A 17367-nucleotide genomic window follows, 5' to 3' on the forward strand; every position below is an offset into this window, starting at 1 on the left:
TACTTCATATGGCAGTAACAAATAGTACCTACAACTACTTACTTTACTTTTGTAATAGCCAGAAGTAAAAGCACTTTAAAGAAGGCTGTCAATTCTATAAAATCAAACAATTAACCACTTTTTAATGGACAATTTATCGTTTCTATCCTCTTGAGAATAATTCTTCATACAAGAAAAGCACAACAATTTCTTGTTGTGCTTTTACAAGTTGTAACCTTATTTACTTAACAATTCACTTTTACTATGACAAAACCGGAATAATATGATCCCATTTCAAGTATTGAGCATACTCTAAAGCAGTTTTTCCATCTTCAGATTTAATATTCTTGTCTGCCCCTTTTGCCAGTAAAATCTCAATAGTACTTAGATTTCCAGCTATAGCTTCTCTGTGTAAAAAAGTAAAGCCATCTGGATCCACTAAGGTGATCTCCTCCGGGTTCTTATCTAAAAATTCGATTAAACTTTCTTTCATATTCTTACTCATAGGGTGTTCAATGAGATTTTCTGGGTGTTCTTCTTGATTATATGCTACTAAGATATTATTAAAGTCTCCGAAATCAAGTCCCCATGCCGTATCGTGTTCTTTCAACTCTTCTTCTGACATTTGTGAGCGCATAGCTTGCACAGTAAACCCTCCGTATGATTTACCTTCAGTCAAAAACATCCAATCACTTATTTGATCTACAGTAACACCAATTGATTCTCCTTCTTCTATATTAGTCAAGATATTAGGTTCATTTAGAAGTTCTCCATAGATATACATTCCATCAAAGTAAATATCACCAATCCACATATGCTCTACTTCTACATATGTTTCCCCTTTGTCATCTTCAAACTCTTGTGTAAATGCCACCTTCACACTTGCCATATCCAATGCAGGAATAATTCTTCTACTTTCCCAATATAGTTCTCTCCAAAAATACTTGAAAGTTTCTTGTGCTTTCGCAAAAGCATCTATCATAATCTGATCTTCTCCTGAAGCAAAAAATACTTTATTATCTTCCATAATAGTTTGTTTATTTTATCTTTTATTTAATTTATAAGCTATAACACTTCCCACAATTGCTCCCATTAAATGTCCTTGCCAAGAAACTCCTTGATCTACTTGACTTGGAAGTATACCGTAGACGATTGATCCATAGACAAGAAAAACAACAATTGAGACAACCAATAATAGCAACTTTTTACTGAATACACCACTAAAAAACAAGAAAAAAGCTAAGGCATAAATCACTCCGCTGGCACCAATATGACAACTGTATATACCACTTTGAAAATAACTAAAGTCAGGCAATAACCATGTAGCTAAACCCGTAAGAATCCACGATGAAATAATGACGAAGTAGGCATGTTTGTTATAAAACAAAAACAAGACAAAACTCAAAATTAGCATAGGAATAGAATTACTCATAATATGCTCTAAGTTTCCGTGAAACAGAGGACTCAAAACAATTCCCCTAAGTCCTTCCATTTTCCAAGGAATAACGCCATAACACTGATTAAATAAACCTGTTTTTTGGATCAAAAAAATGAACCACATCAGACCTACCATTAACAGTGGTACAACGACAGTTGTCTTCTCTATTTGTTGCTTTCTTTTTTTCAAAACACCTTTATTTTGACAAATACTTTTTATCCACTATATCTGTTAGCCAAACCCCATTCTCTGATTGGTAAAACTTGAATCCATCTTGATACATTTGTCCTGCTAAAACAGTAAACACTTTTGCCTTCCCCCTTCTCGATCCAACTTGAATAGCAGTTTCTTTATCTTTACTCAAGTGCACGTGTTGCCTTTGCATTTTCGAGATTCCAGTATTCAAAATTGACTGAACAAAACGCTCTGATGTACCGTGATATAGAAACATTGGCGGTTCTTTTTCAACCAATCCCAAGTCAACATTAAGTGAATGTCCTTGATTGGCTCTAATTTTTAAACCGTCTTCGTTATACGTATATCTCTTTTTGTCATTTGTACTAACTATCTCGTCTAATTCTTCCTTTGAAAAACAAACTCCTTTCATTGCAGATTTAGCTATCAATTCTTCAACATTTGCCCAACCTTCATTATCTAATACGATTCCTATTTGACTCGGTTCATGTCTTAAAATTAAACTAATAAATTTACCTATCGCCTTTTTCTTTTTTTCATCCATTATTAAAGTGTATTATGCTTTTAACAAACTTACTCTTGTTAAATTGTACTCTTTTAATCTATAATCTAAATTACTATTTACATAAGTATCTTCTCTATCGATATACTTTACAGCAATATTTTTATAATAAGGCAATAAAGAATCTTCTTTCACCTCTTGCAACTCCTGTAAAACGGATATCAACACAGATTCATCTTGATCTTGTAATCCCGTCATAAACTGCGGTAAATACTTTACCTTATCATCTAATTGGCCTAATGCATAATAAGCTAAACTTCTAATGCTTTCATCCTTTGATTGCAATGATTTGAATAAATAATCACCATAATCTACCTTCGCTTCTTTCAACAAATAAATACAGAATCGTAAAGTCTCAGCATCGCTTATCGTTTTAAGGTAATTAACAAGATCTTCTACCCATTCATTTGCATGCTCTTTTGCATACCAATAAACAGTTTGAATGCAATAACAGAAGTCGATATCCTTACATTCTTGTAAGTGTATCTTTGCCTTATTATAATCGTGTTTAGCTAACAATCTACTCAATTTTAAATATACTTCTCCATCACATTGAGGTAAGTATTCTTCAATTTTACAAAGTACATCATCAGCAATAGTGTTCTTTTTTATCAATCCATCTATGTACTCAATCTTTCTCAGTGCTGAGTCATGCTGCAATACTCCATTCCACAGCTCCTCAACTGTTCCTCCTCTATGATACCCAAACCATCCGGCTGAGTCACCAATTAAATCTCCTGAAATAACCTCATCCAACCATCGTTCATACCAGTCCAGAAAATTGCTTTCAAAAGCAAGTATTGGCTTTTGGTCTTCATTGGTATAGACAATTCTTCCTTTTAACGGTCCATTGAGAATAAGATTAGATGTAATAGTACAACCCTGTGACCCCAAGGGCAGCAAACCACCAAATACAGTCCCCTGCAAATAATTATACTCCTCATCTGATAACTGATCATTATCCGATACACTATATAGTATTTTCCATTCTTCTTTAGTCATTTCCTCAGTTAACTGACAAGGATGACTCAAAAATTCTTCTGGATTATCACTATACAACACCTCATTCAACCCTTTGCCAAAAGGTAATATTCCATAATAAGGACCTGCTCCAGAATGAAGATAACCATCGTTGTCCTCAGTGCCATTGCCGATTTCAGTTACAAATAACTTGTACGCTTCTGGAAGACTTAAATTATTCGCTTTCTCAAACTCATCTACTACCGCTCTTGAAATAGGCTTCCCTAAGTCATATCGATGAGACTCTGATCCAAATACTTGCAAAGTAATATCTCTTTGCTTAGCTAAAATAAACTTCTCTTTAATTCTTTTTAGTTGGTTCATGTATGAAAATTTAAATTCATTCTTGTGGTGTAAACTACGGTATTGTTTACCAATACTTACTTGCTTAAAACTTATATTCTATTTCAACAACTTCATGATACGACACAGTTAGATTGCAAATATCTCGTAATTCTCATGTGAAATAACATATTGTATAGTAAATATATCTTCATTCTTCTCCTGAGATACTACCTATACGAACTATTGATATAGTAATTCTAACTCTTGTATTAGGTAAGTGAACAACTGATAAGAAATCAACTAAGTACGCTATAAATATTCAGTTTCCTCCACTGAAAATCCAAGACTATCAAACCAAGTACTCTCCCAAACAAACTATCTTTCAATCTGAAAAAATTGTAGAATAAACTATTCTTTTGTCAGAAACAAGGACTAACTATTTGATACTTTAGGTAATGAAAAACTCAAACGATGTTTGAAGCTATTCCTTGAGAAACTACTTTAACTCAATCACTTGTATACAAAATTTTATATTCTTGTTTTTTGCCACTGTTCAAATCGATGATCTAAGGTTTCCTCCACATCGTAATAATTCTCCCAGCAATCTTCTATATAGTAAACTCGATCAGGGTGTTTTAAATGAAAAGTCTGTATGTAATCATCTAAATAATTAGAAACTCGCTTAGCAAATACACCTGTATCCTCATAGTAATCTTCAATGAAGTTATTTCCCATTTCGTTAAAAAATACAGAAAGTAATCGACCATTAAAATGATCTAATAAAAATGATGCACCTGATAACCTTTTTTTTCTCACTGCTTCTAAATCTTCTTTAAAAGCAACAAAAGGCTCTTCGCTCACTAAATGGTTGATCACACACCAGGTAAAGAAGAAACCAATATGTGTAGCTCCTCTCTCATAAGCTAAATCAACTGGAAACTCTCCTGAGTGATGCCATGCGTAATCGTCGTATTTTACTATCCCCATAAACTTGATTCAAAGTGACTAAATATTCTACTCAAAGTAAAGATATTGTTTTCACTTATTTTAGATAGAAATAATTTCTTTTAGATGTTGTCATTTTTTAGAATGTAAAATACTATAAAGGATTACTTAAAAATGATCGTGAAAAAGCGTATAATATTTGATCTTGCACATCTTCGGATATAATCTCTCTTAGTAGTCGTTGATAAACTCCACTTGTTCCGCAATCCTCAGCCAATTTTGATTTATTTCTTGCAACGAAGCCTTCAAAATAGCAATTGCTCCCAGCACATATCATGTGTAGGAACACACATTTTAAGTAAGGTTTCTTTCGAGTAAATACAAATATATCGTCTTCCGCACTATAAAGCTCTTCTTCTTTGTGTTTTCCCATTTTGAAATAGTGACCTACATTTATATATAAAATTAACAGTAATTGAGAGCCAACATACAAGTACTTTAAAACTGCTAAGGGAAACAATCTTTCCAGCTCCTCATTGAATATTTTTTCTTGTCCTTCTACAACAGGAATCATAATATAGGTAACTTCCATTTGTTTGTTATTTTAATTAATTCTAAAGTACAAACAATTCTATATAGATAAAAGAAGTCTATTTTAATAAATCATTAAGCTATTGTTAAGCTTTTACCACAATAACACTACAGTAATTACAATTTTAATATAATTTATTTCCATTATTCAATAAAACAAATAACACAAGTAGAAAAACACTTAACATTGACTTTTACCATATCGTAATTCTCTATCAGCAATAGATCATTTTTCTCTAAATGGTACACCTTATCTCCTATTTCTAAGACAGATAACTCAATACTAAAAATGAAAATAAAAGAGGAGGTACTTTCTATTTCACCACAGTGCACTATTACTTCTTCTTGAACACCTGCTCCAATCATTAAATTAAAATCATTTCCTTTACTGTACGATACAACCCTATCACTCGAATCAAATTGAAATATTTCACCTTTAGCAAACTTCTTTCTTTTCTCTTGGTGTAAAACATCTAAAGTATTATCAAGCATGACAAGATATCTGCGAAAGCCTTTAAAATTTGTAAAAACTGAAGGGACTTCCTCTATAAGAGCACTGCTTATGCGAAAGGTGAATGACCTACTTGCATAGTTTGCTCCCTTAGGGTAAATAAAATATTCCGTTGTTTTTCCTCCTGACCAATTTGAGGTCTGTAGTTCTCCCCTTTTGATGATTGTAATGCGATTCATAGCAAAAAATAAAGCCTCTAAGATAAACTCAAAGGCTTGTAAAACAACATTATTATAGAAAATTATTCCGTAAGAAATCTAACATCCTTATTGTGCTCTTTATCTACTACAATAAAGAAAAAAGGATGAGTAGTAAAAGTAAGTTCTTCATCTCCCTCTTTGTAACTATAAATAAACTCTAAATACTCCCCTCTATCCTTCAAACTTACCACGTAGAAATCAGTACTTTTATTAACCTCAACACCAATTACGGCTAAAACAAAGGAATTATTAAAATCAATCTTGGTAAGCTCTTTACTGTTACCCATAACAGCTGCAGGACTAAATACCTTGTCAAATGCCTCTTGAGTTTCAATCTTTAAACTTTCAACTTGTTTATTCTCAAATGTATTCTTGACAAAATAGCTTTTACCTAAAGTAAAGCTAATTTGCTCTGTTTGCTTAACTACTTCCTTTACCTCATCCACTGTAGACTTTTGTTTTGTGTTACATCCAACCAAGGCAATTCCACTAAACAATAATACAAAGACATTTTTTTTCATTTTAACAAAATATTTACAAAAACACATACTTATATAACTACGCCATTCGACATATATTGTGCTGATTAACAAGTTTTTTTTATCTCAATCAGTGCATTGCTTTTTTGAGTTAGATTACATACCAAACTCATGAGGTTTTTGCGAAAGTCATTCACAATTATTCCCTATAATAAACATACTTCTAAATTAGATACTCTAAACTCACTCCACTTCTAATAGCAGAAAACACTAACTAAACTACAATTGCTCTATAACACCACAACAAAGACAATATAAGTAAGTATACGTGATTTAACATGCAATCTATCTAACCTAAATACACTCACAATCCATTTACAACACATAAATAACATACACTTGTTTGAAAGCAACAGCAAACTTACTTCACATAAAACAAGTAAAACTAAGAGGCCTACGATTAATAATATCCTCGATGAAAGCAGTGGCATAAATTGACAAAAAAAAGAGAATTAACACTAATTAGCTAATTCTCTTTTATATTTTATAATGGATTCTTTTAAATAGAATGCTGTAATACGAAAACTTTATTATAAGCTTGCTTTCTTGGCTTTCGAGGATAAAAAACAATTCCTATTGTATCTTTCTGTCCACCAACAGTACTGATACCAGATACAGCTAAATCATTATTATCTATACTCAAAACTTCATGCGTAATCAAGTTCTTATATCCCTTCTTATTCTTATTATAAAAAAGCTCTACTAACTCATCTTCTTTGATTACAAGCCAACCATTGCCAAACTCTGTGGTGAATTGAACAGCCGCAGTTGTTTCATTAATCACTTGTGGGTGCCAGGTTCCAAAAAACTCATCTCCTAAGTTAAACAGTTCACCATATAAGCAATCTCCATTTTCATCTATCTCAACTATTCCAATTTCGCCATTCTCTTCACACAATAAATACGATTTCTTATCAAACGATAAGCTAAGCGCTTCATGTACAAAAGGAAAATCAAACTCTAAGATCCTACTTCTCAATTCATTTCCTTCCTCATCAATCTCACGATGCAACCAACCATCTTCTACTTCTGTAATCAAATTTATCTTGCCGTCTGAAATACTCACTTTATTCCCTTTAGGAAATGGAATAGCGACCTTTCTTTCCTCTTTAATTTGATTGTTGTCAAAATTCAAAACAAACATTACATCTGCTTTTTTCTCATCCCAGATATCCACATCATAAAATACAGAAGAATGCGCTGTACAGCCTACAAATCTACCATTAAATGATTTTGTTCCTTTAAAAGGCTTCACCTCTTGATTAAATATAGATAAAGATAAAGTAGTCTCAGATTCCTCTGAAGGAACCAAAGAAGCGTAATTATCACCATAAGGATTGACAAACAAAGTAGGTAGAATACCGTTATCTTCCACTATACTATCCTGTTTACCATCCTTACTTAGAACAGTATAACATAATTTGTAACTCTCAGATTCTAACTCGTCCCAAATATAATTTGCCAATAACAATCCCTCTTTGGTCCAACAACTACCTTTTATACTCAATGCCGTAGGTACTTCAATAGTTGAAATTAATCCAAAAGATGTCTGTTGATTCATAAACCCTAATATTTAATTTTCTACAAAGGTATAAATCTTAACGGTATCAAACTAAAGTTACCACAGTATTTTCTTGTGATTCTGTGGTGCTAAAACCTTCTATTAAAAGCGACAACCTATTTACGCCAATACATCTCTTAAAGACTCATTTTTGTCGAAAACAGATTTTGCAAAAGGACAAAGTGGAATCACCTTAAGACCGTTCTCTCTTGCATAGGGTACAACTCCATCGATAACAAGTTTCTTCCCTACTCCCAATCCATTATAGCCTTCTTCCACCCCTGTATGGTCAACAATAATCTTATCTGTTCCAGCAACAGAATAAGTCATTTCACCGGCTTTTTTCCCATCTATAAAAGCAGTAAAAACACCTTTACTCTCTAATGCAGTATGTTTGATTTCCATTATCTCTTATTTTACAATTGTTTGAATTTCTATTTCTCCTTCAAGTGCCTTGTGTACGGGGCATTTGTTTGCAATAATATCCAGTCTTTTCAGTTGGTCTGCATCCAAATCAGCATTGCCAAAACGAACAGTTCTTACCAGAAGTGTTTTATTCTGTTCTTTAAGCTGTTGAAGATTGACCTCTATTTCAATATTGCCTAAATCCCAAGCTTTGCGATCGGCATACATTCTCAATGTAGCAGCCGTACAGCTTGCCAAAGAGGTAGCTAATAACTCAAAAGGATTAAATCCCTTATCTCCACCCCCTAATTCTTTGGGTTCGTCAGTTATCAGTTGGTTGTTACCTGCTACAACTTCAGTATAATATAATTCCTTACCTAAAACTGCTTTTACCTTTACATCCATAATTCTCGTTATTTTCTTTCTTTATTTTTAAATGATTTCATCCCCTCTGGAAAGGGTACATAAGACTTATCATCTTGTGGAATAAGAGGAAAAGCCTCGTGATTTTGATTAATCCAATCATGCTTAGCTTGTTCTAACCTCTGGATGTCATCAGACACAAAATTCCAAAGGATATAGCGCTCTTCTAGCAGAGGTTCTCCTCCAAAAATATAAACAGTAGAATTTGCTTCCAATTCAAACTCACAAAGCTTACTGTCATTCGCTATCAATATGTGTTTGGGTTCATAAGAATGCCCTTCTGAGTACACTGCACCGTCTAAGATATACATAGCAGACTCACCAAACAAACCACTTCCAATAGAAATCTTCTGGCGCTTTGTAGACTTTATCTCAATAAAGTACAAAGGACTATATACAGGAACAGGAGATTTTCGACCTAATGCTTCTCCGGCAATAAGCTTATATGATACACCATCTTCTTGCCAAGAAGGCAAATCTTTAGCTTCAATATGAACAAATAAAGGTTCAACTTCTTGCAAATTTTTCGGCAAAGCAATCCAAATCTGCAAACCGTGTAAAATGGAATCAGGCTTCTCTTGTCTAATATCTTCAGGTATACGCTCTGAATGTACAACTCCCTTGCCTGCAGTCATCCAATTCACTGCACCTGGAGTAATACGCTCCACACTTCCTATGCTATCTCTGTGCATAATCTCCCCTTCAAACAAATACGTCAATGTCGATAGGCCAATATGGGGATGTGGATCAACATCTAAATTATCGTGATCTTTAACGGCAATCGGGCCCATGTGATCAATAAAAGCAAAGGGGCCAACTGTTCTCTTTTGACGAAAAGGGATAAGCCTTCCTACCATAAAATTACCAATGCTCGCTGCTCTTTCTTCTATAACTAAATCTACTATTGACATAATATTACTATTTATTTGATTAAAGTACTATAAAATTAGATACTCTCACCCTAACAAACACTTAATTTACATTAAGAAAAACCTTAAAAAGACAATCGAGTGCAAAAAAAGCTTCACTTATTTACCCAAAAAAGAAATAAAGTTCAAGTATATGATATAAAAAAAGAAGCTTTATCAATTGATAAAGCTTCCTTACTATAATAATTTTCTTTGATAGTTATTTAATTCTAATAGAAAGAATAAACTTTTATTTTTTTACTTCATTCTTTTGATGCTCTTGAGCATAGTCTATCGCCCAATGAACAAGGTTCAATAAGAAGAATGAATTATAACTATAAGCTCCCTTACCATCAAGATTCCTTTTAATAGGAGTACCATCTTTAGTTGCAGATAAAGGATAGAAATTATTTCCTCCTCCATCGTCATAAAAACCTCCCATAAACAAAGAGCTACCAACTCCTACAAAACCTAATTTTTTATGAACAAACGCAAAACTTCCATTAGTACCTGCAATTGGAACTACATCATCGGTATATATATTAAAAGTTATTTGAGTAGAAGTACCATGCCCACCTAAAGACAACCCTGCTAATCCTCCTATTGCATCACCAAAACTAAAATACTTCATAGATGTACCAATAATCAATCTACTTTGACGTTGTGCATTTGATTCTACTCTATAAACTGCACCAGAGGCAGTATTATTACTAACACTACCTGCAAGCCCTAATTCATTAAAGAATTTTGTCATATTATTAACATCTCCTTCTCCATAAACTAGAGCTCCCTTCTGATAATTAACATAAAAAGCTAAATCCTTTAATTGCTGATCACGTTTAGTAAAATTTGCTCCACCGTGACCACCTATAAATACCATATCAGCTTTATTTAAATTACTTTTAAAAGTAGAAGCATTTGAAGTTGAGCTCATATGCGTACTTGTACTAATCCCTGTCACTTTTGCTTCAAAATCGTCAACATCTAAAATAGTTAGTTTAGCTATTCGCACAACACCGTCCCAACTAAAATGTTTATATTGACGAACTGTTCGAGGTCCTGCTGACCACGTAGAATTCAAGTTATTTCCACCTGGGTGCCAAGATTGATCACTTGCACCTCCAATGGAATACATTGTCATCGGTCTATACACAAAATCCACAAACATAGTACCTGTATTGCTAAGGGCTGGATCTAGATTATTTCCAGTAAAGTCAAATCTACCTAAAGCAATAGGCAAATCTGACTCAGATTTTCCATAAGCTCGTAATTTTATCGTTTTAATACCTTCCTTTACATCATCATCAGAAATCGTACCTACTCCTTCAAACCAAATTCCATTAACTTTCTCTGATTTAATCACATATTGACCTGCAGCTTTAGGGCCTATAGTCACTACAGCTTGAAAATCTAAACTTCCATTAGGTCCCATGTCAGTTTTAGGAGTAATATAAGGTGTTCCATATGTCACCAATCCTCCCCTCTTATCCTTCGTGTCAAATTGAGATGTAAACGTACTTTGTAACTCTATCGTTCCAATGCTATACTTAGGACCATCGCTTGCTACATTAATATTAAAATCACATCCTGGTATTGTTAGTAAAGTCTCTTCTGCAAAAGGGTCATACTCCTTTTTACCTTTAGATACAAGTTTAAGTTTACCTGTAAGTGTTCCACCTGTAAGAGGCTTTCCTGTCCCTGGTACTGGCAAAAGTGCTACTGTTTGAACCTGATTTACATCAGTTACTCTAAAATCAATAGTTTCAGATTCATATTGTATCAATTCATTTTTTCCTGTTGCAGATAGAATTTCTCCATATATCTTACCTCTACCTGGTTTAGTTACTACTAATGAAACAATTAATCTATTAGCTGAGGTTAAAGCAACTTTTTCTTTATAAGTACCTTCTGCGACAACAGGTGTGGTACAATCAAATCTAGCTTCTAAAGGCTCAAAGTCAGGTTTTACGTGATTTTTAACTTCACAAGTCACTTGCTTTTTGTTTAAGAAAAATTTGATTGTATCTTTTACATTTGTATCAGCACTACCTACTTTGGGAGTACCACTGCCTTTTAGCACTAAAAGAAAGCTACCACTTGAGGGAAATACTCCTCTTGCTGTAAAGCTATAACCATTCTCAGCACCAGTAGTATTATAAGCAATTGCTTCTACTTCAAAAGTACCTGGTGAACTAACATTCACTTCCACAGATATTAGATTTTTTCTTTCATCCAATAGCATCCCTTGAACATAATCACCACTAATATTATCACCAATTTGTCCACACTTATCTAAAGGAATAGTAAAAACAGCTGGTTCAACATCACCACACATATTCATCCACAACTGTCTATTGATATTGTAAAACTCTATACATCCAATTGTTGTATTGTAGATAACTAAACCAGCTGTTAAGCTTTGTTTAGGAATATTATCTCTTTGTCCTGTGGTTAGTCGAGGCATCAAAAAACCACGTTCTGTAGAGCTCAAATCCAATAAACTAAAAGTAAGAGGATCTAAAGAATTAGGCGTTGAATCATCGGATATTTGTGTTCCCTTAGCAGTCTCTTGAGTAACTTCTTGTGCATATACATCATTAAAAATCATCCCAAAAAAGAAGATAACTGCAAACAAGCCTTTCATTATATAATTTAACTTACTATATTTTTTCATAAATCACTTTGTATTAAATAAGCTAGGGTAAAACCCTAGCTTATAAATTCAATTATCTATTTTTTATGACATAATCAATTGCCCACTTAAGCGTATTAGCATAAAGATAACTGTTATAAACTTGGAAATTTTTATCACCTTTATAGTAATATTCTTTTCCAAATAAATTACCACTATTATCAAAAGCAACAGGCCAAATAGTTCCACTATTATGATTTACTCTTCCTGAGAAAATACCTCCATCTCCCATGAATATAAATCCAAGCGTTCTATGTCTAAAAATCCAAACATAAGAAGGATCAACATAACTTGTCGCAATAGGTATATAATCAGAAGGTAAATTTCTAAAATACCAAATATTACCACTTGCGTCATTTCCTAATAACTTACCATTCAAATCCCAGAAATCAGATTTTATAATCGGATCTTCTGAAGGTCCTGATACTTTATTAATCATGGTATAAGGATGACTAGCATCATTGCGAGGTCCACCATTAAAACCTGCCATATAAGTTCCATTACTTAAATTAGCAATTAAGTGATTTGTAGTCCCTACATTACCTGAAGGTCTTGTATCTAGATTACTTTCGTCCGTCATAATAACTACTCCTTTTTTAACCTTGATAAATTCCTCTAAAGCAATTCTTTCTTCAGGACCATATGTTGTAGGATATCCTACGATAACAATATCAATATTATTACTCTCTAAATAACTAGATAAATTCTTAGGAAATTTATAATAAGGAGAATTATTAAACAATTTAATACTATTAACTTTCACTTTACCATTTGGCCCAAATAATTGAGGATTTGTAATAATATCCGTTGGAGCATAATTAGTCCAACCGTAAGGAACATAAGAAGCATTACCAATAGCTAGAACATTAATATCTGGTCCTCTAAAATTAACTGAAGCTGTACAAGAGTGAACTACGGCACCTTTACTATCTGTTGCTGTAATATCGAAATTAAAACTTCCTGACTCTAGTGGAGTACCACTTCCATCAATAACTAAATCAACTCTTCCACTTTCCCTATCAGCATCACTAAATGTTCCTGATTTCTCAAAAGTCACTCCATTGATTGTATTTGTTTTAATAGAATATGTATCTGCGTAACCAACATCAACAGACACTTGAATTCCATCACGTCCCTTAGTTAAAGGAGTATTTGTTCTTAGTGATCCACCAGTTGCTGAAATATAAGAACAATTAAATGTATAAACTTTTGAACGTTCTTTCACTGGTACTGTAGGCATATTTTGACACAATGCTACAGATTCAGGCTTCATTGACGTAAAAGTTATCGCTGTAGTATTTGAAGGTATCTTTGTTAAATCTGCAACACTTAATGTAATATTCTGTATTTCACCTTTTTTACCCAAAAACAAACTAGATGCATTAAATTTTACAGATTCACCTGAATTAGAACCAGTAAAAGAACCTATTAACTCTACATCTATTGGTCCTGGATTAATAACCTTTACAGGTATAGTTATAGAATTTCCTCTAGTTAAAGTTATACCTTCTTGATACTCTCCTCTATACTCAAAACTATTTGTCATTTCACTACAAGCTAACTCAAATGAAGCTTCTAAAGTTTCAACTACAACTGTAGTATTAGGTAATTTATTGCTTGCAGAGTTAGTTTGAAATTTAAATGTATTTGTCCCTGTTTTTTCGGGCGTTCCTTGTCCATATAAATAAATTTTCTTAGGCTCTCCTCCCACATCATCTTGTGTGAATTGACCTGCTCCACTAAAACTAATTCCATTTTGAGAATCTGTACTTTGTATTCTCCAAAAACCAGCTGTAAGCACATTCACGCTTAATTCTATTCTATTGTCATCTCCTGTTAAAGCTATACCTTTATATGCTTTCCAATTTATAGAAGTAGCACTTAAAACAGTATAGTCTATCACTGAAGATTTAACTTTAATATCTGTTCCTTCACAATTAGGGTCTTTCTTACCATTAATCGTAAACAATACTCTATCCCCAGCTCCACTACTTGCCTCCATAGGTGTTCCAAATCCTTCTAATGCGACTGAATACACACCCGAGGTTTCAAACACTCCAGATTTACTAAAAGAATAACCATTGGAAGATACAGCACTAATTGTGTAAGAACCAGAATGTATCACATTAACTGATACATATAAAATATCAGTATCACGTAAACTACGTCCTTGTGTTAGCTCTTTTTGTCCACTAGCATTCAAGCTAGCATTACAATTATTCATTTCTACTGTAGCTGGAGGTAGTGCTCCACAAACGCTTAGCCATTTTCCCTCAAAAGATCCATCAGGCTTTTTCGCACCAGCAGTCTTGCTCCAATAATTAATACAATCATCTGTAATATTATAGATAGCTAAACCATTTCCACGGTCTTTGTCTGTTATTTTAGCGGTTAATGCATCGCGTTCTGTTGTAGTCATACGCGGCAACAAAAAACCCTTAGTATTACTCTCTAACTCTAAGATTGCAAAATCAACAGCGGGTTGATTTATACCACTTCCAATACTACCATCTGTAATCTTAGTAGTTTTAACCGGATTCTGTCCAAATGATAGCGTTACATTCATTAACAACGTAATTACTATCAACAGAATCGAATGAAACGGCTTTATATTTATATAGTTACTTTTCATCAATACAAAATTTAATAATTATTACTTGGTTAATAATGCTTCTAATGCTTCTAAACGCTTAGCCATGTCAGATATTTCTGATTCTAACTCCTCTATACGCCCCTCTTTTGCATCTAACTCTTTTTGTTGTTCAATAACATGTAAGAACAACTCTTCTGTTTTTTCCAGTAATTGGATCGATAACTCAGAAACGTTAAACGAATAACCTGTTTCTGTTTTTTCCAAATCACTTATTGGTGTAATACCTGGTAAGTGTCTATTTGAAGCAATAAAGTCGCTCACACTACTTAAATCATTAAACTTATAATCGTACTTCAAAGTAGAATATCCTTCAAAGTAGCTTTCAAAAACGTAATCAGCATAGTAACTATTAGTTGCAGTTATACTACCATTAACACGTAGTTTCTCTTTGATATTATCAGCATTTGGTGATTTTTTATCATAGCCTATTCCTACCCAACCTTGTGTGTAGATATCTTGATCATTGCTAGTAGCTTGTTTATCTATAGTTTGGTTTCCTTCTTTTGCAACATACCAAGGTTCCTGAACTAAATCATCTAATGGGATTTTAACAACTGCTTTATCTTTTTGAGCTTGATCCTCATGTGATATTAACTCATTTGTATAAACCAATTCTCTATTAGGTTTTGAAAACTCTAAAGTCGTAGTTGTTTCAGATTTTTGAAACATCTTTGACATTGGAATAAAACTTTCTGATTTTTCCTCGTCTGTATATACTAAACTAGGTCCATTGCCTTGATAGTCATCAATAAATCTTAAAGAAGTTATAGTTTCAATACTTCCAGGTTGCCCACCATTATCATCATTAAAACGTAAAATATCAGATCCTTTTATTTCTACAACATCTCCTTTTTCGTTTGTATAAACTATTTTTTTACTAGGATATGTTTGATGTAAAATTCTTCCATCTAAATCCGCATCATCTATTTCTCCATCAGAATAAGTATAAACATCTACTCCCAATACAGGATCAAACTTCTTGTAGACCCATACCTCATAACCTTGTAAAGTAATACTAGTCAATGTCTCCGCAAATTTAACATCTGCTTCTCCTGCTTTCCCATTATTAAAAGTAAAACCAGCTTTCACTTCATCTGCATTCTCTGCAGCAGGTGTTACTTTCAAATTTGAAACGGCACCTGGACCTACAACATCTTTAGCGATATTCTCGATAATTGTTTTATTCGTACCTGTATTAACAATTGTGGCAAAGTCATTACTTACATCTTCTGAAACTGATATATATCTAGCTTCTGGTGTTTCATTATCGTACTTATAATAAGTAAAGCCATCTGCAGGTTTAGCTGAATTCTCAACTTGAGCTCCTGTAGCATCAAATTTTGTTACAGCAGTTTTTGTTTCATACTCTTTTACTATACTAGACATATCTAAAGTCTGAGGGTTACCATCCTTATCTGTATAATTAAAGATATGATTCTTATTTTCTAATTTATATGTCACAGTTCCTCCTGCTGGTGGATTAGCTGTAAAGTAATCATTAAATATCTTCTTAACATCTTCATTATTAATAACATCTCCGAAGTTATTCGCTACATCCTCTGTTACATTAATGGTAATTTCTGTACCTTTTTCAGACTTGTATTTATATTCCCCTGTACGAACATCTTTTCCTCCTACATCCTTTAAAGTAGCAGTAATAGGCGTATCTGTCTCTTCTATTAGCGTACTTAAGTCGATTAATTCTTTGGTGATAGTATCTCCATCATTCTTCACAAAATAGAACTTACCGCCTTCATAAGTAACATTTCCTTCTGCGTTATCTTTTAAATAATTATTAATTACATCCTTGAACTTTTGATTCTTAACAATCGTATCAAAGTTATTCGCTACATCATCTACTACTGTTATCTTAACATCTGTTCCTGCCTCATTCTTATATGTATAGGTACCTTTTGTATCTGATGTTATCGTAGTTAAAGTTTCGTAATCCTTAACTACCTTAGACATATCTAAAGTCTGAGGGTTACCATCCTTATCTGTATAATTAAAGATGTGTTTGTTATTTTCTAATTTATATGTCACAGTTCCTCCTGCTGGTGGATTAGCTGTAAAGTAATCATTAAATATCTTCTTAACGTCTTCATTATTAATAACATCTCCGAAGTTATTCGCTACATCCTCTGTTACATTAATGGTAATTTCTGTACCTTTTTCAGACTTGTATTTATATTCCCCTGTACGAACATCTTTTCCTCCTACATCCTTTAAAGTAGCAGTAATAGGCGTATCTGTCTCTTCTATTAGCGTACTTAAATCGATTAATTCTTTGGTAATAGTATCTCCGTCCTTCTTCACAAAATAGAATTTATCGCCTTCATAGATAACATTACCTTCTGAGTTATCTTTTAAATAATTATTAATTACATCCTTGAACTTTTGATTCTTAACAATCGTATCAAAGTTATTCGCTACATCATCTACTACTGTTATCTTAACATC

Annotated in this window: 15 protein-coding genes; all 15 read right to left on the minus strand. The window is 33.1% G+C overall.

What is annotated here, in order from left to right; genetic code table 11:
* Positions 1-241: 241 nt before the first annotated feature.
* Positions 242-1006 carry a DUF2314 domain-containing protein gene (locus tag GOQ24_RS13240; protein ID WP_166520750.1) on the minus strand — a complete coding sequence of 255 codons (765 nt, stop codon included), beginning with the start codon at positions 1004-1006 and terminating at the stop codon, positions 242-244.
* Between the two features lie 15 nt (positions 1007-1021).
* Positions 1022-1606, minus strand: a complete 585-nt coding sequence (locus tag GOQ24_RS13245) for a rhomboid family intramembrane serine protease (protein ID WP_243731280.1) — start codon at positions 1604-1606, stop codon at positions 1022-1024.
* A gap of 7 nt (positions 1607-1613) precedes the next feature.
* Positions 1614-2156: an RNA 2'-phosphotransferase gene (locus GOQ24_RS13250; RefSeq protein ID WP_155093140.1), complete on the minus strand. Its 543-nt coding sequence runs from the start codon at positions 2154-2156 to the stop codon at positions 1614-1616.
* Between the two features lie 12 nt (positions 2157-2168).
* Entirely contained in the window at positions 2169-3518 is a 1350-nt protein-coding gene (locus GOQ24_RS13255; RefSeq protein ID WP_160339910.1) for a HEAT repeat domain-containing protein, read from the minus strand.
* Between the two features lie 489 nt (positions 3519-4007).
* Positions 4008-4466, minus strand: a complete 459-nt coding sequence (locus tag GOQ24_RS13260) for a hypothetical protein (protein WP_155093142.1) — start codon at positions 4464-4466, stop codon at positions 4008-4010.
* A gap of 112 nt (positions 4467-4578) precedes the next feature.
* A complete protein-coding gene (locus GOQ24_RS13265; RefSeq protein ID WP_160339911.1) occupies positions 4579-5016 on the minus strand; it encodes a hypothetical protein in 438 nt (145 codons plus the stop codon).
* Between the two features lie 143 nt (positions 5017-5159).
* Positions 5160-5705, minus strand: a complete 546-nt coding sequence (locus GOQ24_RS13270) for a HutD family protein (protein WP_160339912.1) — start codon at positions 5703-5705, stop codon at positions 5160-5162.
* 62 nt (positions 5706-5767) lie between these two features.
* Positions 5768-6247, minus strand: coding sequence for a hypothetical protein (locus GOQ24_RS13275; protein ID WP_160339913.1), 480 nt, complete (start codon positions 6245-6247; stop codon positions 5768-5770).
* 517 nt (positions 6248-6764) lie between these two features.
* A complete protein-coding gene (locus GOQ24_RS13280; protein ID WP_160339914.1) occupies positions 6765-7826 on the minus strand; it encodes a hypothetical protein in 1062 nt (353 codons plus the stop codon).
* A gap of 120 nt (positions 7827-7946) precedes the next feature.
* Complete coding sequence (locus GOQ24_RS13285; RefSeq protein ID WP_160339915.1) at positions 7947-8231, minus strand: GNAT family N-acetyltransferase; 285 nt, start codon at positions 8229-8231, stop codon at positions 7947-7949.
* A 6-nt stretch (positions 8232-8237) separates the two neighbouring features.
* A complete protein-coding gene (locus tag GOQ24_RS13290) occupies positions 8238-8636 on the minus strand; it encodes an OsmC family protein (RefSeq protein WP_160339916.1) in 399 nt (132 codons plus the stop codon).
* Positions 8637-8644: 8 nt separating this feature from the next.
* Complete coding sequence (locus GOQ24_RS13295) at positions 8645-9565, minus strand: pirin family protein (RefSeq protein ID WP_160339917.1); 921 nt, start codon at positions 9563-9565, stop codon at positions 8645-8647.
* Positions 9566-9812: 247 nt separating this feature from the next.
* The gene (locus GOQ24_RS13300; protein ID WP_160339918.1) at positions 9813-12236 is read right to left on the minus strand and encodes a hypothetical protein; all 2424 of its coding nucleotides are present in this window, start codon (positions 12234-12236) and stop codon (positions 9813-9815) included.
* Positions 12237-12288: 52 nt separating this feature from the next.
* Positions 12289-14886 carry a hypothetical protein gene (locus GOQ24_RS13305; protein ID WP_160339919.1) on the minus strand — a complete coding sequence of 866 codons (2598 nt, stop codon included), beginning with the start codon at positions 14884-14886 and terminating at the stop codon, positions 12289-12291.
* A gap of 21 nt (positions 14887-14907) precedes the next feature.
* Positions 14908-17367: hypothetical protein (locus GOQ24_RS13310; RefSeq protein ID WP_160339920.1), on the minus strand; the 2460-nt coding region annotated here is incomplete at its 5' end.

Origin of the sequence: Myroides sp. LoEW2-1 (assembly GCF_009767705.1) — a bacterium.
Lineage (GTDB): Bacteria > Bacteroidota > Bacteroidia > Flavobacteriales > Flavobacteriaceae > Flavobacterium > Flavobacterium album_A.

Coding starts and splice junctions, on each gene's coding strand:
- GOQ24_RS13240 (WP_166520750.1), bottom strand. CDS start 1,006: ATGGAAGATAATAAAGTATTTTTTGCTTCAGGAGAAGATCAGATTATG.
- GOQ24_RS13250 (WP_155093140.1), bottom strand. CDS start 2,156: ATGGATGAAAAAAAGAAAAAGGCGATAGGTAAATTTATTAGTTTAATT.
- GOQ24_RS13255 (WP_160339910.1), bottom strand. CDS start 3,518: ATGAACCAACTAAAAAGAATTAAAGAGAAGTTTATTTTAGCTAAGCAA.
- GOQ24_RS13260 (WP_155093142.1), bottom strand. CDS start 4,466: ATGGGGATAGTAAAATACGACGATTACGCATGGCATCACTCAGGAGAG.
- GOQ24_RS13265 (WP_160339911.1), bottom strand. CDS start 5,016: ATGGAAGTTACCTATATTATGATTCCTGTTGTAGAAGGACAAGAAAAA.
- GOQ24_RS13270 (WP_160339912.1), bottom strand. CDS start 5,705: ATGAATCGCATTACAATCATCAAAAGGGGAGAACTACAGACCTCAAAT.
- GOQ24_RS13275 (WP_160339913.1), bottom strand. CDS start 6,247: ATGAAAAAAAATGTCTTTGTATTATTGTTTAGTGGAATTGCCTTGGTT.
- GOQ24_RS13280 (WP_160339914.1), bottom strand. CDS start 7,826: ATGAATCAACAGACATCTTTTGGATTAATTTCAACTATTGAAGTACCT.
- GOQ24_RS13285 (WP_160339915.1), bottom strand. CDS start 8,231: ATGGAAATCAAACATACTGCATTAGAGAGTAAAGGTGTTTTTACTGCT.
- GOQ24_RS13290 (WP_160339916.1), bottom strand. CDS start 8,636: ATGGATGTAAAGGTAAAAGCAGTTTTAGGTAAGGAATTATATTATACT.
- GOQ24_RS13295 (WP_160339917.1), bottom strand. CDS start 9,565: ATGTCAATAGTAGATTTAGTTATAGAAGAAAGAGCAGCGAGCATTGGT.
- GOQ24_RS13300 (WP_160339918.1), bottom strand. CDS start 12,236: ATGAAAAAATATAGTAAGTTAAATTATATAATGAAAGGCTTGTTTGCA.
- GOQ24_RS13305 (WP_160339919.1), bottom strand. CDS start 14,886: ATGAAAAGTAACTATATAAATATAAAGCCGTTTCATTCGATTCTGTTG.